Source organism: Delftia lacustris, from assembly GCF_040267515.1.
In the GTDB taxonomy this organism is placed as follows: domain Bacteria; phylum Pseudomonadota; class Gammaproteobacteria; order Burkholderiales; family Burkholderiaceae_C; genus Comamonas; species Comamonas tsuruhatensis.
The window spans coordinates 1,283,284-1,302,856 of sequence record NZ_CP141274.1 but is presented as its reverse complement, the minus strand read 5'-3'; the positions used below and the strand labels follow the sequence as shown (position 1 = coordinate 1,302,856).

At 67.1% G+C, this 19,573-nt stretch carries 17 protein-coding genes; 10 read left to right on the top strand and 7 right to left on the bottom strand.

Translation table 11 applies throughout. The features are described 5' to 3' along the window. Positions 1-42: 42 nt before the first annotated feature. From pelG to U6958_RS07340, 7 genes are read right to left on the bottom strand one after another with little or no spacing between them, the layout of a single operon-like run. On the bottom strand, positions 43-1,416 hold the full coding sequence (pelG, locus tag U6958_RS07370; RefSeq protein WP_016445572.1) for an exopolysaccharide Pel transporter PelG: 1,374 nt from the start codon (positions 1,414-1,416) through the stop codon (positions 43-45). After that, complete coding sequence (gene pelF, locus U6958_RS07365; protein WP_074921475.1) at positions 1,416-2,972, bottom strand: GT4 family glycosyltransferase PelF; 1,557 nt, start codon at positions 2,970-2,972, stop codon at positions 1,416-1,418. Before pelF ends, pelG begins: the two co-directional genes overlap by 1 nt. Continuing rightward, positions 2,969-3,991 carry a hypothetical protein gene (locus U6958_RS07360; RefSeq protein WP_016445570.1) on the bottom strand — a complete coding sequence of 341 codons (1,023 nt, stop codon included), beginning with the start codon at positions 3,989-3,991 and terminating at the stop codon, positions 2,969-2,971. The genes pelF and U6958_RS07360 overlap by 4 nt, the downstream gene beginning before the upstream one ends. Then, positions 3,984-5,363 (bottom strand): PelD GGDEF domain-containing protein, encoded by a 1,380-nt coding sequence (locus U6958_RS07355; RefSeq protein WP_016445569.1) that lies wholly within the window; start codon positions 5,361-5,363, stop codon positions 3,984-3,986. The genes U6958_RS07360 and U6958_RS07355 overlap by 8 nt, the downstream gene beginning before the upstream one ends. Before the next feature lie 22 nt (positions 5,364-5,385). Continuing rightward, complete coding sequence (locus tag U6958_RS07350) at positions 5,386-5,937, bottom strand: hypothetical protein (RefSeq protein ID WP_016445568.1); 552 nt, start codon at positions 5,935-5,937, stop codon at positions 5,386-5,388. A gap of 25 nt (positions 5,938-5,962) precedes the next feature. Continuing rightward, positions 5,963-9,811, bottom strand: a complete 3,849-nt coding sequence (locus U6958_RS07345) for a tetratricopeptide repeat protein (protein WP_074921476.1) — start codon at positions 9,809-9,811, stop codon at positions 5,963-5,965. Continuing rightward, entirely contained in the window at positions 9,777-12,596 is a 2,820-nt protein-coding gene (locus tag U6958_RS07340) for a bifunctional glycoside hydrolase 114/ polysaccharide deacetylase family protein (RefSeq protein WP_016445566.1), read from the bottom strand. The genes U6958_RS07345 and U6958_RS07340 overlap by 35 nt, the downstream gene beginning before the upstream one ends. Positions 12,597-12,830: 234 nt before the next feature. Between U6958_RS07340 and galE the strand changes: the two genes are divergently transcribed. The 10 genes from galE to tatC all read left to right on the top strand — a co-directional run bounded on the left by galE (position 12,831) and on the right by tatC (position 19,505). After that, a complete protein-coding gene (gene galE, locus U6958_RS07335) occupies positions 12,831-13,841 on the top strand; it encodes a UDP-glucose 4-epimerase GalE (RefSeq protein WP_074921477.1) in 1,011 nt (336 codons plus the stop codon). 76 nt (positions 13,842-13,917) lie between these two features. Continuing rightward, positions 13,918-14,718 carry an imidazole glycerol phosphate synthase subunit HisF gene (gene hisF / locus U6958_RS07330; RefSeq protein ID WP_013800786.1) on the top strand — a complete coding sequence of 267 codons (801 nt, stop codon included), beginning with the start codon at positions 13,918-13,920 and terminating at the stop codon, positions 14,716-14,718. Positions 14,719-14,962: 244 nt separating this feature from the next. Beyond that, positions 14,963-15,361 (top strand): phosphoribosyl-AMP cyclohydrolase, encoded by a 399-nt coding sequence (gene hisI / locus U6958_RS07325; RefSeq protein WP_174538852.1) that lies wholly within the window; start codon positions 14,963-14,965, stop codon positions 15,359-15,361. Further along, positions 15,358-15,771 carry a phosphoribosyl-ATP diphosphatase gene (locus U6958_RS07320; RefSeq protein ID WP_016445563.1) on the top strand — a complete coding sequence of 138 codons (414 nt, stop codon included), beginning with the start codon at positions 15,358-15,360 and terminating at the stop codon, positions 15,769-15,771. The genes hisI and U6958_RS07320 overlap by 4 nt, the downstream gene beginning before the upstream one ends. Further along, complete coding sequence (locus U6958_RS07315) at positions 15,768-16,160, top strand: membrane protein (protein ID WP_013800783.1); 393 nt, start codon at positions 15,768-15,770, stop codon at positions 16,158-16,160. Before U6958_RS07320 ends, U6958_RS07315 begins: the two co-directional genes overlap by 4 nt. A 19-nt stretch (positions 16,161-16,179) precedes the next feature. Next, positions 16,180-17,211, top strand: coding sequence for a patatin-like phospholipase family protein (locus U6958_RS07310; RefSeq protein ID WP_016445562.1), 1,032 nt, complete (start codon positions 16,180-16,182; stop codon positions 17,209-17,211). 42 nt (positions 17,212-17,253) lie between these two features. After that, positions 17,254-17,616: a histidine triad nucleotide-binding protein gene (locus tag U6958_RS07305; protein ID WP_016445561.1), complete on the top strand. Its 363-nt coding sequence runs from the start codon at positions 17,254-17,256 to the stop codon at positions 17,614-17,616. Between the two features lie 155 nt (positions 17,617-17,771). After that, entirely contained in the window at positions 17,772-18,011 is a 240-nt protein-coding gene (tatA, locus tag U6958_RS07300; RefSeq protein ID WP_016445560.1) for a Sec-independent protein translocase subunit TatA, read from the top strand. A gap of 21 nt (positions 18,012-18,032) precedes the next feature. After that, a complete protein-coding gene (gene tatB, locus U6958_RS07295; protein WP_016445559.1) occupies positions 18,033-18,530 on the top strand; it encodes a Sec-independent protein translocase protein TatB in 498 nt (165 codons plus the stop codon). A 150-nt stretch (positions 18,531-18,680) separates the two neighbouring features. Continuing rightward, the gene (gene tatC / locus U6958_RS07290; protein WP_017406166.1) at positions 18,681-19,505 is read left to right on the top strand and encodes a twin-arginine translocase subunit TatC; all 825 of its coding nucleotides are present in this window, start codon (positions 18,681-18,683) and stop codon (positions 19,503-19,505) included. Positions 19,506-19,573: the final 68 nt, after the last annotated feature.

The window sequence follows — 19,573 nt, the reverse complement described above, 5'->3', positions numbered from 1 at the left end:
CAAGACCGTGCAAATCGGCAAAGGGCGAGAGATGCCTGCCGGTCACTGCAGCATGAAGGTCTTGTACTCGAGCCGGTTGAGTTCGCGCGAGAGCATGAACAGGCCCACGCACAGCGTCACCAGCATGGCCAGGCAAAAGCCGTAGCCATAGAACGCGGCGCCCAGCGCCAGCGAAATGCCCGTGAAGGCGATGTTCAGCACCACCAGCAGCAGGCACAGCATGAAGACGATGCGCCGCTCGTCCAGATAGAAGAACACGTTGAGCACGGCCATCACGCCCACCTGCAGCCCGGCGCCCACCACCTGCACATGCAGCAGCGGCAGGTACAGCTGGGAGATGCCCAGCAACTGCAGGATGGCCGGTCCGGCCACCAGGGTGACGAGAACGGCCAGCGTCTGCACCTTGGCGATCTCGCCCAGGCCCGCCTGGATGGCGTAGACCATTTCGTTGCGCATGGACTCGATGTACTCGAGCGATCCGCCGCCGCGCACGGCATCGAAGAACTTGTCGTAGTACTCGACGAAGTCGGTCTCGATGCGCACCAGAAAGACCGCCATGCCCGGAATGATGGACAGGTAGGACAGGAACACCGGCAGGTCGTAGATCAGCGAGGCCCTGAGCCCACCGATGATCTGCTGCGAGGTCGGCGGGTAGTACCAGAACATGAACTTGTCGATCCAGATGCCCAGGTTGTAGAGCACGCCGATGGCGATCAGCGCCGGAAAGATCAGCGAGCGCTGCGTGAAGTCGAAGGCGATCCAGCGCTTTTGCAGCGGAAAGCTGCGCAGCACGATCAGCCACATGCCGGCCAGCAGCAGCACGTGGCCGATCACGAAGCTGGCCAGCAGCCCTTCCAGCCCCCAGTAGCGCAGCGGCAGCGCCAGCAGCACGATGAGCAGGTAGGTGGCGCCGAACAGCCCGGCAATGGCCCGGTAGTGCTTGAGGCCCGACAGCAGCACGGTCATGACCCAGACCACGCACATCAGCGTGAAGCCCGCCAGCATCAGCACGCGGTACAGCAGGCCCTGGCCCGGCAGCACCACGAAAAGCGCCAGCGTGCCCAGCGCGCTGGCAGTGGCCACGACCACCAGCAGCAGGCCATGCAGGTTGGGCAGGATGCTCTCGTCCTTCTTGAGGAACAGCTGGTCCGAGACAAAGCGCGTGAATGCCAGCTGCGCCGCCCCGGTCAGGATCAGGCTGCTGGCCACCAGGTAGGTGACCGAGGTCTGGAACTGCGTGACCAGCAGCGGCGGCGCCACCACGCTGACGCTGAACACCCCCACCAGCAGGATGCCGATGATGGAGAACACCCACGGCCCCGAGCCGATCACGCCCGCATAGGCGTAGGCCTGGAGCACGCTGGTCAGCGTGTTCTTGCGCAGCAGGTGGCGCAGTTCGAATCCAATGCCAGCCATCAGTGTTTTTCCTCGGACTGTTGCAGCGCCCTGTCATAGACCTGCCTGTAGCGCTCGAACAGCAGCCGGTCGGAGTAGTAGCGCTCCACGCGCGCAATCCCGGCCGCGCTGGCGGCCTGCCATTGCCCGGGCGATGCCAGCAGCTCCAGGCAGGCATCGGCCAGTGCCTCGGGGTTGGCAATGCCGACCACGCGCCCGCACGAGCCCAGGGCCTGGTCCTCGGGCCCCAGCCCGTCGATGAGCTGGCGGCACGAGCCCACGTCGGTGCTGACGACGGGCACGCCGGCGGCCTGTGCTTCGAGAATCACCAGGGGCAGCGCCTCGCTGATGGACGACAGCACGACCACGCCCACCTTGGGCAGCAACTCCTCCACCTTCTGCATGCCCAGAAAGCGTACGTTGGCCTGCAGGCCCAGGCTGTCCACGAGGTTCTGGCATTCATCGGCATAGGCCGGGTCTTCGGCCGTGGGGCCGGCCACCCAGGCCTGGGCCTGGGGCATCCGGTTGACCACGCGGCGCATGGCGCGGATGAAGGTCTTGATGTCCTTGATGGGCACCACGCGGCCGATCAGGCACAGCACGGGCGGCGTCCCAGCCGGCCGCTGGGCGCGCAGCGGCGCAAAGCGCTCTATGCGGATGCCGTTGGGAATGCTGACCGTGCGCTCTGCCGCCGCGCCATCGGCCACCTGGCGCAGGCGGTTGTTCTCGTACAGCGCAATGATGGGGTCGGCCGCGCCATAGCAAAAGCGCCCCATCCAGTCGAAAAAGCGGATCCACATCTGCCGGAAGAACGACACCTCCATGGGGTCGCGCTGGAAGATGTTGCGGTTGTCGCGGATCCAGGTGCTCTGCAGCAGGTCGATCTGCCGTTCCTTGGTGTAGATGCCATGCTCGGACAGCACCAGCGGCAGGCCGCGCGAATGGTGCAGCAGCCCCCCCAGAAACCCCGCATAGCCCGTGGAGACCGTATGCAGCACGCGCACCGGGATCAGCCCGTGGGCGATGCGCGCCATCAGCCACAGCGGCTGCAGCATGATGCGCACGGTCCAGAAGAAGTCCACGAACGATGGATCGGTGCAGTGGCGCCGGTAGCTGTCGCGGATCAGGTCCCAGGCGAATTCACTGTGCAGGAAATCCTCCAGCGGCAGGCTGCCGCCGGGCTGCAGTTCCAGCGCAATCGAGCGCATGGCCGCCAGCACCTTGGCCCGGCTTTCGGCACTGCCGTCATGTGCCTCCAGCGCTTGCAGGAACTCCCGGGCCTTGGCCAGGGCTTCGGGATGGCCGCGCGAGGGCGCGGGCTGGATGTTGGAGTGCAGGGCGTCAAAGAGGAAATGCTGCTCGAAGTGCACCACGTTGGGCGGCAGCGCGTAGCGGAAATCGCCATAGTCCTCGCGCCGGCTTCCCAGGAAGACGATGGCGAAGCGGTGCTCGGGATAGGCCTGCAGGATCTGGTTGACCCAGCTGGACACGCCGCCGCTGACATAGGGAAACGTGCCCTCCAGCAGCAGCGCGATGTCCGCACTGGCCGCCGTGGGGAACTGGCTCGCACGGCTCATGAGGCACTCCAGTAGCGGATGCTGGGCTTCAGGCGCGGCAGGGCATGCTCGATGTCCAGCGATCGCATCAGCGCCTGCGCCTTGGCGAACTCGCGCCGCTCGAACAGCAGCTCGGCCTGGTAGGGCACGACGCGCGCGGGCTCCATGCCCAGCGCCAGCGAGCGCTCGTAGCAGGCCAGCGACTCCACCTGCCTGCCCTGCAGATGCAACAGCCGGCCACGGCGCAACAGCAGCAGCGCGTTGTCGGGCCGCTGGGCCAGCACCAGGTCGCAGTAGTGCAGGGATTGCTGGATGGCGTGGTCACGCACATCGCCCTGCGCCACGCCCTGGTAGACCAGCTCCGCATACAGGTCGGTGAGCGCCCGAGCCGCCTGCAGTCCGCGCGGCCCGCAGGGCGCATCGCCCTCGGACTGGCGGGCATGCTCGAACAGCTGAAGCTCCTGATGGATGGTCTTGCTGATCTCGCGCTCCTTGGCGTCCAGCATGCTGTAGGCCAGCAGGCGTAGGTCCTCGCTGGAATCGCCCAGCGCCGTGCGCAGCATGGGCGAGGCAATGCGCCCCGGCACGCTGCCCAGCGCCACCATGGCCCGCATGCGCGAGGCGACGGGCACATTGGGATTGGCCAGGAAGGACTGCAGGCCCGCCTGGCGGCGGCTGGTGCCGGACTGCTGGTGCGGGTCGAAATCGGGCAGGGGCATCACCGGAAAGCGCTGGCCACCGCGCGGGCCGCGCTGCGTGTGCAGCGCAATGGTGGCCACGACGGCGCCCAGGATGCCGGCCACCGGCACGGCATAGGCAAACAGCCCCATCAGCGCCACCAGGGCCAGGCGCTGGCGCACCGACCTGGCCGAGGTGGCCAGGAACGGCGCCAGGCACAGCGCCAGCAGGCCGCTGGCCAATCCATGGGCCATGAGATAGCCCAGCAGGGCGGCATCCGACTGGCTGCGCAGCAGCCACAGGCTGCTCCAGGAGGCGATTTCCGCGGCCAGCGCGCCCAGGGCCAGCTTGAGGTTAAGCATGGCCCTGCCCCATCTGGTGCAGCCGCTCCAGCACGCTGATGGCCGAGCAGCGGTCCAGCAAGATGGTGCGCGGGAAGATGCCCGCATCGGCCAGCGAGGCCACGCCGCGCTGGGCCAGCCAGGCCTCGATGCGGTTCAGGTAGCCCTCGGCCGTGGCGTTGGTGCCCAGCGGCATGAAGATGGCCAGCAGCTGCCGGCCATCGCGCTCCTGCAGCCAGGAGCGGTCCAGCATGCGCTCCAGCCGCATGATCTGCTGGGCCATCTGCGCCTGGACGGCCGACGGCGACAGCTCCAGCGCCACCACCACGCTGCTCAGGCGCGCGCTGCGGTTCACATGCTCCATGCGCTGCACCTCGAAGGCGAAGTGCGGCGGGCAGTCGGGATAGGCCTGCAGCAGCGGTGCGGCCAGGCTGTTGGCAGCCACGCTGTCGGTGTAGTAGCCCAGCAGCAGGTTGATGGTCTGCAGCGCTTCTTCCTGCAGTGCGAAGAAAGGCATTTCCTCGACCAGCAGCAGGCCGTAGATCTCGCCCTCCAGGTCCAGCATGGGCGCCACGACGATGTACTGCGTCTGCTGGCCTTGCGCCATGCTTTGCGAGATATGGCACAGCACATGGCTGTCCAGCGCCTGGCGCACCAGCGGGTCATGGACATGGATGGGCCGCTCGCCGCCCAGCTGGGCAATGGGCGTGGGGTCCAGCACATCGTTGCGCACGGGCACCAGGCTGGCCACGCTGATCTGGCTGAAGCGCGCCAGCAGGTTGAGCAGGCTTTGCGCATCGCCCTCGGCGCCGCTGAGGCCGCTGAGCACGTTGATGGCGTCGCGCATGGACACGGGACGGCCTATGAGCTCCTGCTCGAGGCGGTCATGCGACAGGCGCAGCAGGTAGTGCTGGCGGATCAGCTGCTCGGTGCGCTGGTCCATGTAGTTCTGCGCCGTGCGCGCACGGCGTATGCGCGCGCGCCACAGGCTGGAGATCTCGCCCACGACCATGACCAGGATCAGGCCGCCCAGGAAATACTGTTCGGGAAACAGCGACAGATCCCGCTGGTTGACGCCCAGCCATGCCAGCAGCAGCACACCGGACGCCGACAGGCCGGCAACGGGCCCGTAGCGCAGGGCCACGACCACGGGCGCCAGCCAGGCCCAGGGAAACTCCGCCTCCACCCACAGGGGATTGGCGGGGTTGGCCCACATGCCGACCAACAGGGCCAGCAACGGCAAAAGCAGCGTCTCTCCCACCACCACCCAGGGCTTGGCGCTTGTCTGCACAAGCAGGCCCAGGGGCGAACCCCTGAATTCCGCGGCAATGCCGGCTCGGCGCGGTGCATCGGGATGCGGTGCCGCCTTGGGCGTGGTGGCTTGGTCTGGCATGGAAAATCGTTCCTCGATGCGCTTATCGGGCGTTGGCCAGGCCCGTGCCCAGCAGATTGCGGATCAGCTTCTGGCCCACGGCGGCCAGGGCCTCGCGGCTCCAGCCGCTTTGCGCGCCCGCGCCGCTCCACACGGTGGCGCCGGTGCCCACGTCCACGATCTCCAGCGTCACGCCCACGGCCGGTTCGCCATCCACTCCGACCTTGTAGCGCCATTCGTCCACCGCGCCCGTCAGCGCATAGCGCACGCCTTCGCCGCGCGCCCAGGCCAGGGCGTCCTCGCGGCGCTTGGCGTCGCGGCCGTCGAACAGCGTCTCCTGCAGCGCATCGCCCGTGTAGCGCTTGACCTGGCCCACGCCGCGCGCATTGATCAGCGCCGTGGCGATGGCGGCGGCGCGGTTGCCGGCCATGGGTGTCTCGGTGTGGTTCTCGAAGGGCAGCACGGCCCAGCTGGCGTTCGTCTCCAGAGCGGGCGCCGTGCCCCGGTCGATGGTCGAGCAGGCAGACAGCAGGCCGACAAGGGCCATACCCGTGAGCACGCGAAGGCGGGAGGCAAAAGAAGTGCGGTGTGTCATGGAAAGGCTCCTTGAAGTCTTCGGATCAGTAGTGGAGGCGGTAGGTGAGCAACAGCTCGCGGGTATTGCCCACGGTGTTGATGCCCGACTTGGACAGGTTCAGGCCCAGCGCGAGGTGGTCCGCGCCGAACAGGCTGGTGGCCAGGCCCATGCCCAGCTCGTAGCCCGCGCCGTTGATGCTGTGGTGCGTCAGGGCCAGGCTGGCATAGGGCCGCAGCGCGCGCGTGTATTGCTGCTCGTAGCCCGTGTTGAACATCATCTGCAGGCCCGAGAAGCGGAAGCTGCGCGGCAACAGATAGTCGATGGTGGGATCGTTGAACGCAGGCAGGTAGCCCAGGATGGCCGCATCCCTGCCCTGCAGCAGCGCCGGGTCGGTGCGGCTGTAGCGGTGCCAGGAGGTGAAGGCGCCGAACTGCAGGGTGGGTGCCTCGCTGCGATAGGTGTGCAGGTATTGCAGCATCGCATGGTTGCCGGAGCCCACGCGGGCGCCGCTTTGCACGCGGTAGCGCTCCGATGCCAGCTCCAGCGTGATCTGGTCCAGGCGCGAGAGCTGGTAGCTGCTGCCCAGCGACACGCGGTCCTTCATGCCGCCCATGCGCATGGCCAGCGTTTCCTGCGTGGCCAGGTGCCGGCCCAGCGATGCCTGCAGGCTCCAGCGGCTGTCCACGTTGTAGGTCTGCGTGAACTGCATCGGCGTGTAGCTCTCCAGGCTTTCGCGCCGGCCCAGCATGAACTCGCTGGAGGCCGACTGCGTCTTGCGCGTCAGGCGCAGGCCGATGCCACGCTCCTGGGAGGGTCCGCGCACCAGGGTGCTTTTGTTGACCGTGCGGCGCACGTCCTCGGCATCCAGGTCCAGCGCCCAGCGGGGGTTGAGACCCACATGCCAGCGCAGCCGCGAGACCTGCTCGTCGATGGCGTCCATGCGGCGATTGCGCAACTGCAGGCCGCCGTAGTCGCTGAAGGCCAGCAACTGCTCGGTCAGCCCCAGGTGCAGGGGATCGTCGTCGGGCTGGTAGGCCATGCTCTCGAAGCCCGCGGTCTGCGCCAGCCGCACATCGCCCACCATGGCCGCCGCGTTGATGCGGTCGTAGCGCGGCAGTGCCTCGTCATGGCGCTGCAGCAGCTGCCCGGCCTGGGCCACATCCTTTTCCGCCAGGGCCACCGTGATCTCGGCCCACAGCGGTGCGCTGGCACTCTTGCTGCGGCTGCGCGCGTACTGCTGCCAAAGGTAGCCGCGCTCGGCCTGGTATTCGCCGCGCTCCTGCAGCCAGGCGATGGCCAGCTCGGCCGCAGCGGCGGAATGCTCGCGGCGCCCGCCTTCCAGGTCCATGCGCAGCAGCTCGCGCATCAGGGCGAATTCGGCATCGCCCTGGGTATGAAAGAGCATGAGCCGGCTGCGTGCCTGGCGCTGGACCTCGTCCAGGCCCTCGGCGGTCAGCCAGCGGCGGGCCGCATCGGCCGAAGGGCCCTGCTGCGCACGCGTGCGCGCCTTCTCGCGCTGCCACAGCTGCTGCCTCAGGTTCCAGGCCTGGTCCGCCTGCTGGTTCTGCTCCAGCGCATCCGCGTACTGCATCATCCACAGGAAGTCGTCGGCATGCTCCGTGCGGTGCGGCTTCAGATACCGCTCCAGCGCAACGGCCGGGCGCGACAGCGTCATGTAGGCCGCCGCCAGGGCGCCGTGCATGTCGGCATCACGTGCCCACACGGGCTCGGCCGCCGCCAGCAGCAGCTTGAGGGCCGCCGCGTTCTGCGTGTCGATCAGCAGCCACATCAGGCCCTGGCGCAGCGGCGTGGAGCCGGGGTCCAGCGCCAGGCCCTTCTCGAAGGCTTCCATGGCCTTTTTCGGCTGCGCAGTGCGCTGGTAGTAGGCGCCCAGGATCTGGAAGAAGGTGGGCTGGCCCATCAGGCGCTTGAGCAAGGCCGGGTCGGCCATGATGCGCTCGACCTGGCGGCCGATCTGCGTCCAGTCCTCCTGGTCCTCCAGCAGGTAGAAGGCCTGTGTCAGATGGCGCACGTCCTGGAACTGCTCCCAGGCATGCAGGGACATCTGGGCCGCCTCGCGCCGGTCGGTGCGCTGCAGCAGGCGGATCACTTCGTCGTAGTCGCTGATGCCGGCGTGCGGCGTCTGCAGCAGGCGGCGGTAGGCCTTGAGCGTCAGCGCCTCCTGGCGCTGGTCCTGGGCCAGGTCGCCCAGCAGGCGCCAGTACTCGCCTTCGTCCTGCATGCCGGCCGGAACGCGCGTCTGTGCGTCTTCCAGCCAGCGCAGGCCCAGCGCCGGCTCGCCCTGCAGCAGCGCGAGCACGGCGGCGGGCATGACATGGGCCGGCGTGCGCTGCTCGGGATCGCTGAGCACGCGCTTCCATGCCTGCAGCGCCAGCGGCGAACGGCCTGCGCGCTCGGCCAGCTGGGCCAGCAGAATCTGCGACTGCGGCGTGCTGCCGTGCTTTTGCAGATAGTCGATGGCCGCGCCCGGCTCGGCCTGGCGCTCATAGGCCTGGACCAGCGCCTGCAGCAGCGCGGCATCCTGGGGACGGCGGCTCAACTGGTGGCGCAGGCCGGCAATCAGGGCGCGGTCGTCGAACAGGCCCGGCGCCAGGCGCATCACCGTCTTCCAGGCATCTTCACGGCCCGTGTTCTGCGCAATGACCAGCCAGTTGTCCAGGGCCTGCTGCTGCTGCCCCATCCATTCGGACACCTGGGCCAGGCGCTCGCGCCAGGCCATGTCCTGCGGCGCCTGGCGCACGGCGGCCGTGGCCACGCGCCAGGCATCTTCCAGGTTGCGGTTTTCGAGGAACACCTCGTAGCCCAGCTGGTAGGTCTTGTCGTCAAAGGGCAGGCCCGGCGGCGGCTTGCGTGCGGGGTCGGCCGTGCGCAGCATGCGCCAGCCCGGGGCGGTCCAGGCCACGGGCTGCAGTGCCCAGGCGCCGTCGTCGGCCACTGTGGACGCTAAGGCCGGGCCTGCTCCCGAAGCGCCTGCCACCTGCACCTGCCATTGCTGCAGCAGGGACAGCTGCAGCAGCCGCTTGGCATAGCGCTCGGCCTCGGCCCGGTTGCCGGCCGCACGCGCCAGGCCGATGAGCCTTCGCAGCGTTTCCGGGTCGCTGCCCAACAGTTCTTCCTGCTGGCGCGCCAGCGCCAGCGCTTCGCTGGCACGGTTGCCGGACTGCAGCACCTGCAGGGCCTGCCAGAGATAGGCGCGCGACTGCTGGACGTCCTCGGTCGTGGCGCTGGCCTGACGCAGCAGCCGGGCCGATTCCTCGTACAGGGACATGCCCAGCGCCTGCCGCGCAGCGGACTCATAGACCTGCGCCTTGCGCGCGGGATCGGCCTGGCGCTCTGCCACGTCGTCGTAGATGCCCAGGGCCAGCGGTGCGTCCTTGAGTACCAGCGCCGAAGAGGCCAGGTACAGCGCCTGCTCCTGGGTCAGACCCGCCAGCGGGACCTCCTTGAGCGCCTGCATCACCTGGAGCGCCAGGGCATCGGCCTGCCCTCCGGCGCGATGGTCCTGCTTTTGCGCCTCCAGATAGTTCTGGTAGGCGGCCTGCCAGCGCTCCCAGGCCTGGACGGCGGCGCTGGGCAGCGCCTGCTTGGCTGCCTCTTCGCGCGCCAGCTTGATGGCTTTCAGGCGCTCCTCCTTGGCCTTGAGCAGGGCGCGCAGGTTTTCATTGCCCGGGTCGCTCTTGAGCAGGTTGCTCAGGTAGTTGTAGGACAGCTCGGAATCATCTCCGGTGACGGAGAGCCGGCGCTCCAGATCCTGCTTGGGAAACAGCATCCACAGGGCGCCGCCGATCAGTACCGCCAGCAGCACGATCAGCCAGAAGGGAACCGTGACGGGGCGCTCAGAGCCCCCGGCATTGCGCTTGGAGTTCAACACTGTGATGGGTACTTCTGAAGGAACGGAGGTTGGAGCTGCCCGTATCGGCACCCGCCACGGCAATGAGGGGATTGGCGGCGTTCAGGGAACTCAGCGCACAGCCGGACGGCAGGTGCATGCGCAGCTCCAGCGGCACATGGCCCTGCAGGGTCAAGCGCACGCCGCCATCGGCCTGGGGCAGCCATTGCGTGAGCCGGGCATTGGCATCCACCAGATAGGGGCGCGCCGCGGAGGCGGCCGCGCCTGCGGCATCCTGCGGCACCAGGTATCCGGCGCCGCCGGCCAGGTGAAGGTAGTTTCCGTCCGTGCCCTTGGCATAGCCGGCGATGCCGCGGCTGGCAGCCATGGACGGCAGGGCCATGCCGGGCGGCATGCGCAGCGTGCGCAACTGGCCCGGGCCCCGCAGGCGCCAGCCCTGCGCGTCGCGGCCGATGGCGAATTCGTAGAAATCCTGCACCTTGCGGATGTACTCGGAGCTGTAGACCGGGTTCAGCCGCTGCGCCAGCGCCCACTGGTAGACCTTGTGCAGGGCCTTGATGCTGGCCTGCTTGCTGGCGGAGTAGGAGTGGTAATAGATGTCCACGGCCTTCATGCGCCGGGGCGCGTCGGTCATCTCGAAGGTTTCGATGACGCGCTCGAAGCCGTAGAACGGCCCGTGCCAGAGGTTGGTGTAGATGTTCTCGTTGGTGACGGGCGCATAGATCTGCAGATGGCCGCCCTTGCGCAGGCCCCAGCTGCGCACCTCCGTCAGCGAGGGATTGCTGCGCGTGATGGCCGTGTCGCCGCCATTCATGTTGAGCAGTCCCGCCGCGTCGGAGATGGCCAGGGCCTCGGCGCTGGGCGCCGTGTTGCCGGTCCACAGGAACACGTCCACCGGCTTGCCGGGCGGCGCCAGGCGCTTGCGGATGTAGTCGACCGAGCCATTGATCTCCCGGTTCATGTCCATCTGGTAGCCGGGGATGTGGAGGTTGAGGTTCACCTCCTTGCTGTCATCCCCGTCGGGCGCTGCCCCGGGCTCCCAGAAGAAGGGATGGGAATAGGAATGGCTGGCGATCTCGACATGGGGCATGGCGAAGATGCGCTTGGCAATGCCCTCCAGCTGGTCGGCCCACTGCGGATACAGGCCCTGCGGCGAGACTTCGGCCTCGATGACCGAGATGGTGTGCGGAATCCTGTAGCGCTCCAGGATCTCGCGGCGCAGCACTTCGCCCGCGAAGGGCGTGCCCGGCAGCTCGGCCTTGGAAGGAAAGCCGTCCCCGTCCACATGGGCCAGCAGCAGGCGGCGGCCGTTCTCGGTGGTGACGTCGGGCACGGGAAAGTCCTGCAGGCGCAGCGCCTCGCGCAACAGCGCGAAGGGGTCGATCACCCAACGCGACTGGTCGGTGCCCGGCATGCCCACCACCACATAGGGCATGAGTGCAAAGCCGCCCCAGGGCGTGATGGCGGCCGACACGAAGCGGCGCCCCCGCTTGTCGTCGAAGGACAGCAACTCGCGGCTGCCCCTGGCCATCTGCGGCGTGAACTCCCAGCCTTCGTAATCGTGCGCTGGCTCGGCCGGCTGTATCTCGAAACCCATGACCGGCGCCTTTTCGGCGCGCCGCAGCGGGAACACGGGTGCCGCTTCCGTGCTGCGCGTGCCCAGGGCGGCCGACATGGTGCGGTCCTGGGACAGGCCCAGCGTATTGAGCACCAGCAGCGGCATGCCCTGCTGCACCTGGTTGGCCAGCCACTGCCGCACGCTTTTGGCCCGCATCTCGGGCACCGCGCCGCCGAACCAGCTCACCACGCCGGCATAGCGGTCGCGCGACACGCCTTCGGGCAGGGGCTCGCGCACATCGGCGTAGTCGGCGACGTAGCCCATGTAGTTCAGGGGCATTTCCAGGAAGCGGTGCGCCGATGCGCCGTTGATGGACGGATAGTCGGCACCGTTGTAGAGAATCAACACCCTGCGCGCCACCGCCTCCACCTGGCCTATGCCCAGGGTCTGCAGCCCGGCATCGGAAACCCAGGGGATGATGCCCAGCTGCGCAATGCGGCGGGCGGTCTCGCGCGTGGCGTCGCGGTCATGCGGGGCCACGTAGTCGATGGACAGCACCGGCAGGCGGTCGCGCTCGCGGATGGTCTGCAGTTGCTGCAGCAGCCATTCGCGGTCTTTCTCGGGCACGCTCACATAGCGCTTGAGGCTGGCATCCCAGCCCCGCAACAGCGACTCGGCCGCCACCATCTGTACCTTGTCCCTCACGCGCGGCACGATCTCGAAGCCCCGGTTCAGGATCAGGCGGATGCCGGGATAGCGCTGGTGCAGCGTCTCGATGACGCGCACCAGGCCGTCCTGCTGGGCCTTTTCGTCGAAATTCGTGGCCAGGCGGTAGGAGTCCAGCGTGTCCAGGAAGAAGCCGCGAAAGCCCTGCTTCCACAGCGGCGCGATCACCTCGTCGGCAAAGAAGGCGGGCCACTGCGCGGGTGTCTGGTCCAGGACGATGGACTGCCAGGCGCCGTTGCGCGCCATCTTCCAGGCCTCGGGAATCTTGCCGAAGTAGGCGCGCTCGGGCAGCACCTCGGCCACGGAAGCGTAGGCATACAGCTCGCTGCCCGGGGCCTGCTTGCGGAACCGGACCGGGTCATAGCCATGGCCCGGCTCCACAACGGCAATGTCGTAGAGGCTCAATTCACTGAGCGATGCCTTGTTCCCGTAATAGACAGCCACCGCGGGTTCGGCAGCCTGCACCACCCAGCCGCACAGCAACCCCCAGCAGACCAGGCAGCTTCGCAGGAAACCGTTCACGGCCTTCTCCTCAGGGCGTGGTGATGCCCCATCAATTCATAGTTTTTATGCATCAAATTTCTTAACAATTTGATGAAAGCTATCGTCAATCCGACGAAAAGCGGGCCGAGCATAACGTTGTTTGTCTACAAATGTGTTTTCTCCCTACTTTTGTGCTCAGCCCACTTGAACCCGGGGAGAAGCTGGGTTATTGCGATACTAGGCACGCCAAAAAATCACCAATGAGAGGTATTCATGATCCTGGTCACAGGCGGCGCCGGCTTCATCGGCTCCCACACCTGCGTGGAGCTGGCCGCCGCAGGCGAGCCCTACCTGATCTACGACAACTTCAGCAACAGCAGCGCCGACGTGCTCGACCGCATGGAACGCATCACGGGCCGGCGCCCGCTGTGCGTGGAAGGCGATGTGCGCGACCGCGCCGCGCTGGACCGGGTGTTTGCCGAGCACTCCATCCGCGAGGTGATCCACTTCGCCGCACTCAAGGCCGTGGGCGAATCCGTGGCCCAGCCACTGCGCTACTACGAACACAACGTGGGCGGCACGGTCGCCCTGCTGCAGGCCATGCAGGCAGCGGGCGTGCACAGCCTGGTGTTCTCCTCCTCGGCCACGGTCTACGGCGACCCGGCCAGCCTGCCGATCCGCGAGGATTTCCCGCTGTCTGCCACCAACCCCTACGGCCGCAGCAAGCTGTGGATCGAGGAAATGCTGGCCGACCTGGACCGCGCCGAGCCCGGCCAGTGGCGCTTGGCACGGCTGCGCTACTTCAATCCCGTGGGCGCCCATGAAAGCGGCCTGATCGGCGAGGACCCGCGCGACATCCCCAACAACCTCATGCCCTACGTCTCGCAGGTCGCCATCGGCCAGCGCCAGCAGCTCAGTGTCTATGGGGATGACTACGCCACGCCGGACGGCACGGGCGTGCGTGACTACATCCACGTCACCGACCTGGCGCGCGGCCACCTGGCGGCGCTGCGCTATCTGCGCGAGCAGCAGGGCCTGCTGACCGTGAACCTGGGCACGGGGCGCCCGGTCTCGGTGCTGGAGATGGTCAAGGCCTTCGAGCGCGCCAGCGGCCGCCCCGTGCCCTACCAGATCGTGGCGCGCCGCCCCGGCGACGTGGCCCAGTGCTGGGCCGACCCCGCCGAGGCCGAGCGCCTGCTGGGCTGGAAGGCCATGCTGGACCTGGACCGCATGTGCGAGGACGCATGGCGCTGGCAAAGCCAGGCCGCAGGTCTCAAGCGCTGAACCCCGCAGCGCCTGCGGGCGCCGAGGGCGTGGTATCTTTTCGCCCTTGTTTCACGCCCTAGCCACGAGTCTGCCCATGCTTGCCAAACGCATCATCCCCTGTCTTGACGTCACGGGAGGGCGCGTCGTCAAAGGCGTGAACTTCGTGGAGCTGCGCGATGCGGGCGACCCGGTGGAGATCGCCGCGCGCTACAACGCCCAGGGCGCGGACGAGCTGACCTTCCTGGACATCACGGCCACCAGCGATGGCCGAGACCTGATCCTGCCCATCATCGAATCGGTGGCCAGCCAGGTCTTCATTCCGCTGACCGTGGGCGGTGGCGTGCGCACCGTCGAGGACGTGCGCCGCCTGCTCAACGCGGGCGCCGACAAGACCAGCTTCAACTCGGCCGCCATCGCCAATCCCGATGTGATCAATGCCGCCTCCGACAAGTACGGCGCGCAGTGCATCGTCGTGGCCATCGACGCCAAGCGCCGCACCGCCGAAGACGAGCAGCGCATCGGCGCCGACGGCCGCGCCGCCGGCCCCGGCTGGGATGTCTACAGCCACGGCGGACGCAAGAACACCGGCCTGGACGCCGTGCAGTGGGCCGCCGAAATGGCGCGCCGCGGCGCGGGCGAGATCCTGCTGACCAGCATGGACCGCGACGGCACCAAGTCCGGGTTCGACCTGAAGCTCACGCGCGCCGTCAGCGACGCCGTGCCCGTGCCCGTGATCGCCTCCGGCGGCGTGGGCTCGCTGGACGACCTGGCCGATGGCGTGACCCTGGGCGGCGCCGACGCCGTGCTGGCCGCCAGCATCTTCCACTATGGCGAATTCACCGTGGGCCAGGCCAAGCAGCGCATGGCCGAGCGCGGCGTGCCCGTGCGCCTCTGATACGGCGCGTCGGCGGACTCCTTCATTTCAGTTTTCCATGGCGCTCGCGCCGCCCACAACCCATGAAACCGGCGCGGCCCAAGGGACCAGGGACAGCGAGCAAGGGCCGCCCCGCAGCAAGGCTGTCGTCTCCCTCCCGCGCAGCGAGAGAGGGGGAAGGCGCGAAGCGACTCAGGGGGTGTATTTTCAATCCAGGCAATTCCTGACAATGCTGTCACAGGGATTCCAACCCAGGATATTCACAATGCAGGCAATGAACTGGCTAGATCAAGTCAAATGGGATGCGCAGGGCCTGGTGCCCGTGATCGCGCAGGAAAAGGACACGGGCGACGTGCTGATGTTCGCCTGGATGAACCGCGAGGCCCTGGCCAAGACGGCCGAGCTGGGCCGCGCCGTCTATTTCAGCCGCTCGCGCAACAAGCTGTGGTTCAAGGGCGAGGAATCGGGCCACGTGCAGACCGTGCACGAGGTGCGCATCGACTGCGACAACGACGTGGTCCTGCTCAAGATCACCCAGACCGGCCACGAGCCCGGCATTGCCTGCCACACGGGGCGCCACAGCTGCTTCTACAGCGTGCTGCGCGATGGTCAGTGGCAGGCCGTCGATCCGGTCTTGAAAGACCCCGAATCGATCTACAAATGAATTCCACGAACATGAACGACACCGCAAGCACTTCCTCGCAGGACGCCCTGGCGCGCCTGGCCGCCGTCATCGAAAGCCGCAAGCCCGCCAACGGCGGCGACCCCGACAAAAGCTACGTCGCCCGCCTGCTGCACAAGGGCCCGGATGCCTTTTTGAAGAAGATCGGCGAAGAGGCCACCGAAGTCGTCATGGCCGCCAAGGACGCAGACCATGGCGGGGACGCCGGCAAAATCCTCTACGAAGTGGCCGATCTGTGGTTCCATAGCATGATCGCCCTGGCCCACTATGGCCTGACGCCCGCCCAGGTCGTCGCCGAGCTGGAGCGCCGCGAAGGCACCAGCGGCATCGAGGAAAAGGCGCTGCGCAAGGCCCAGGAACGTGATGTGAACGAGAAAGGACCGCTGCCATGAATGACGATTACATCGAAGTCCGTGCCCTGGACCAGTCCCGCATCGAAGGCCTCAAGGCCTGGGGCTGGGTCAGCTACCTGCTGCACCTGGTGGTGGCCGTGGCCGCCGTCGTGCCCGGCGCCCAGCCCAGCATCGCGCTGCTGGTGATCGCCCTGATCATCGACCTGGTCAAGCGCGGCGACGCCGAAGGCAGCTGGATGGCCAACCATTTCTCGTGGCGCATCCGCAGCGTGATCTGGGCCGGCATCCTGTACCTGGTCACGGCACCGCTGTGGCTGCTGTTCTTCGTGCCCGGCTGGATCGCCTGGACGGTGATCTCCATCTGGTTCCTGTACCGCATCGTGCGCGGCATGGTCGCCATGAACCGCAACCAGGCCGTGGACCGCTGAAGCCGCCGGCCCGCCCGCCATGTCCTCCACCCCGACCTGCAAGATCAACCTCGCCCTGCAGGGCGGGGGCTCGCACGGCGCCCTGACCTGGGGCGTGCTGGACGCACTGCTGGAAGACGGCAGCCTTGTCTTCGACGGCATCAGCGGCACCAGCGCCGGCGCCATGAATGCCGTGGCCCTGGCACAGGGCTTTGCCCAGGCCGCGCGCCAGGAAAGCGATCCTGTGGCCGCCCAGGCGCTGGGCGCCCAATTGGCCCGCGCCTCGCTGACCGAACTGTGGGAAGGCGTGGGCACCATGGGCAGCCTGATGTGGGGCGCGCCATTGCCGGGCAGCCCCTTCATGGGCGTGCTCAACCAGTTCTTCTCGCCCTACCAGACCAATCCGCTGGACATCAACCCGCTGCGCAAGCTGCTCGAACGGGTCGTGGATTTCGAGGCGCTGACGCGTCCGCCCGTGGAGGGCGTGGTGCCCAAGGTCTTTGTCTGCGCCACCAATGTGCGCACGGGCCGGGGAAGCATCTTTTCGGGCAGAAGGCTCAGTGCCGACGCGGTCATGGCCTCGGCCTGCCTGCCCCAGCTGTTCAAGGCCGTGGAAATCGATGGCGAGCCTTACTGGGACGGCGGTTTCTCGGGCAATCCCGCCCTGTATCCCCTGATCTACGGCACGGCGTCCAGCGACATCCTGCTGGTGCAGATCAATCCCATCGAGCACACCGACCTGCCCAACACGGCGGCCGACATCATGGACCGCATGAACGAGGTCACCTTCAACGCCGGCCTGCTGTCCGAGCTGCGCGCCATCGAGTTCGTCAAGCGCCTGCTGGAGCAGGGCAAGCTGGACCCGGCACGCTACAAAAAGGTGCTGCTGCACCGCGTGGACGGCGGCGCGGTGCTCAAGGGCTACGGCGCCTCGACCAAGACGCGCTCCGACATGCGTTTCGTGCGCGAGCTGTTCGAGCTGGGGCGCGAGCAGGGGCAGCACTGGCTCCAGCAGCACCGCAGCGACATCGGCGTGCGCCAGACACTGCACATCAACGACAATTCACCCTGATTTTTCGATCCACCGCCAGCTTCCCAGGACTCCCGTAGCGCCATGCACGACCACGACCCGAACTGCCTGTTTTGCCGCATCATCAAAGGCGAGATCCCTTCCCGCAAGGTCTATGAGGACGATGAAGTCTTCGCCTTCCATGACATCCATCCCGGCGCGCCCATCCACTTTCTGATGGTGCCCAAGAAGCACATCCCCTCCATGGCCCAGGTCCAGGCCGACGACGCTGCGCTGCTGGGCCGCATGATGGTGCTGGCGCCCCGCCTGGCCGCCGAGCAAGGCTGCAATCCGTATCCCGATGGCGGTTTCCGTCTGGTGGTCAACACGGGCACCGAGGGCGGACAGGAAGTCCACCACCTGCACATCCATGTCATGGGCGGCCCCCGCCCCTGGCTGAAGGGCTGAAGCCTTTGCTGGACGCAGGCTTGCGCGCAAGATGGCCCGCCTCTTGCTTGCGACTTCTGCGTACATGCGCCGGCCGAACGGCTTTTGTGGGGCCTTGCGAACTGCCGCCATGGCCCGGCGTCTAAAATGATCTGCAATTCTTAGGAGAGATTCTCATGGGCTCGTTTTCCATCTGGCATTGGCTGATCGTCCTGGCCATCGTGGTTCTGGTGTTCGGAACCAAGAAGCTGAAGAACATCGGTTCCGACCTTGGCGGTGCAGTCAAGGGCTTCAAGGACGGTGTGAAGGACGGCTCGACCTCCACCGACACCCCCGCAGCTGCCCCTGGCCAGGTTGCAGGCCAGACAGCCACCGACAAGGCCACCATCGACGTCGAAGCCAAGCAAAAGAGCTGATGCTCCGCACGCCAAGCCTCCATGTTTGATATCGGTCTGTCCAAGATGGCGCTGATCGGCGCCGTGGCTCTCGTGGTCATCGGCCCCGAGAAGCTGCCGCGCGTGGCGCGCACCGTCGGTACCCTGCTGGGCAAGGCCCAGCGCTACGTCTCCGATGTGAAGGCCGAGGTCAACCGTTCGATGGAACTCGACGAGTTGCGCAAGATGAAGGACACGGTGGAAGGCGCGGCGCGCGACGTCGAGCAGTCCATCCACACTTCGGCCGCCAATTTCGAGAAGGACTGGAACGAGTCCACGGCATCGCTCAACGGCACGTCTTCCTCGTACGACTCCTCTTCCTACGATTCAGGCAGCGATACGTACAGCGCCGTGGCGCCGGCCTACCGCCACCCGGGCAAGAACTGGCGCCTCAAGCGTGCCGCCGTGCCCCAGTGGTACAAGGCCCGGGCCGGCGTGCGCACCAAGGCGCAGTCGGGCGCGGCGCGCGTGGCGCGCTTTCGTCCCCAGAAGTCCCGCTGAAGATGCTGGCGCGCAGCGGGCCACGAGGCAACCGGCCCAGCCTCTGCCACCCGGGCACTCGCCATCGCCCCACCCTGCCCGATCCGTCGGGCTTTCTGCTTTTCATACCAGGTCCGTGGACGCCCTTGCGGCCCGCCGCGGTTTCGCACCATGTCCGACATTCCACCTAAAGACGACGAGTTGGCAGGCACCGAGCAGCCTTTCGTCCAGCACCTGATGGAGCTGCGCGACCGCCTGCTCTACTGCATCTACGGCATCGGTCTGGCGATCGCCGTGCTGGCCATATGGCCCGGCCCCAACGGGCTGATCGACTTCATCGCCCACCCGATCAAGGCCCACATGCCGCCCGATGCCAAGCTCATCGCAGTCGGCGTGTTCACCCCCTTCTTCGTGCCGCTCAAGGTACTGATGATGGTGGGCATCTTGGCCGTGCTGCCCTGGATCATGTACCAGATGTGGGCCTTCGTGGCGCCCGGCCTGTACAGCCATGAAAAGCGCTTTGCGCTGCCGCTGATCATCTTCGGCAGCCTGCTGGCCTATATCGGCATCGCCTTCGTGCAGTTCTTCGTGCTCGACAAGATGTTCGCCTTCATCCAGGGCTTCACCCCGGACAGCGTGGCGGCCACGCCGGACATTGCATCGTATGTGGAGGCCATCCTGTCGCTGTACCTGGCCTTTGGCCTGGCCTTCCAGGTGCCCATCGTGGTCATGCTGCTGGTGCGCTTCGGCCTGGTGGACATCGCCAAGCTCAAGTCCTTCCGCGGTTATTTCATCGTGGTGGCCTTCATCATCGCCGCCGTGGTCACGCCGCCCGACGTGATCTCCCAGCTGGCCCTGGCCGTGCCCATGTGCATTCTTTACGAGATCGGCATCCTGGGTGCCGGCTGGTTCAGCCGCGTCTCCAAGGCGCCGGAAGAAGAAGCCGAACCCGGCACCGCAGTGGACAAGCCCGCAGAGGATAAACCCTCCCCCTGAGTCGCTTCGCGCCTTCCCCCAGAGGGGGACGACACCCTCGGTGCGGGGCGGCGCGGCCGGCCCAGGCC

Bases quoted from the DNA above. Each gene is read 5' to 3' on its own strand.
- pelF (WP_074921475.1), bottom strand. From the start codon at position 2,972: ATGAGCCGTGCGAGCCAGTTCCCCACGGCGGCCAGTGCGGACATCGCG.
- galE (WP_074921477.1), top strand. From the start codon at position 12,831: ATGATCCTGGTCACAGGCGGCGCCGGCTTCATCGGCTCCCACACCTGC.
- tatA (WP_016445560.1), top strand. From the start codon at position 17,772: ATGGGCTCGTTTTCCATCTGGCATTGGCTGATCGTCCTGGCCATCGTG.
- U6958_RS07305 (WP_016445561.1), top strand. From the start codon at position 17,254: ATGCACGACCACGACCCGAACTGCCTGTTTTGCCGCATCATCAAAGGC.
- tatB (WP_016445559.1), top strand. From the start codon at position 18,033: ATGTTTGATATCGGTCTGTCCAAGATGGCGCTGATCGGCGCCGTGGCT.
- U6958_RS07310 (WP_016445562.1), top strand. From the start codon at position 16,180: ATGTCCTCCACCCCGACCTGCAAGATCAACCTCGCCCTGCAGGGCGGG.
- U6958_RS07315 (WP_013800783.1), top strand. From the start codon at position 15,768: ATGAATGACGATTACATCGAAGTCCGTGCCCTGGACCAGTCCCGCATC.
- hisF (WP_013800786.1), top strand. From the start codon at position 13,918: ATGCTTGCCAAACGCATCATCCCCTGTCTTGACGTCACGGGAGGGCGC.
- tatC (WP_017406166.1), top strand. From the start codon at position 18,681: ATGTCCGACATTCCACCTAAAGACGACGAGTTGGCAGGCACCGAGCAG.
- pelG (WP_016445572.1), bottom strand. From the start codon at position 1,416: ATGGCTGGCATTGGATTCGAACTGCGCCACCTGCTGCGCAAGAACACG.
- U6958_RS07350 (WP_016445568.1), bottom strand. From the start codon at position 5,937: ATGACACACCGCACTTCTTTTGCCTCCCGCCTTCGCGTGCTCACGGGT.
- U6958_RS07360 (WP_016445570.1), bottom strand. From the start codon at position 3,991: ATGCTTAACCTCAAGCTGGCCCTGGGCGCGCTGGCCGCGGAAATCGCC.
- U6958_RS07355 (WP_016445569.1), bottom strand. From the start codon at position 5,363: ATGCCAGACCAAGCCACCACGCCCAAGGCGGCACCGCATCCCGATGCA.
- hisI (WP_174538852.1), top strand. From the start codon at position 14,963: ATGCAGGCAATGAACTGGCTAGATCAAGTCAAATGGGATGCGCAGGGC.
- U6958_RS07320 (WP_016445563.1), top strand. From the start codon at position 15,358: ATGAATTCCACGAACATGAACGACACCGCAAGCACTTCCTCGCAGGAC.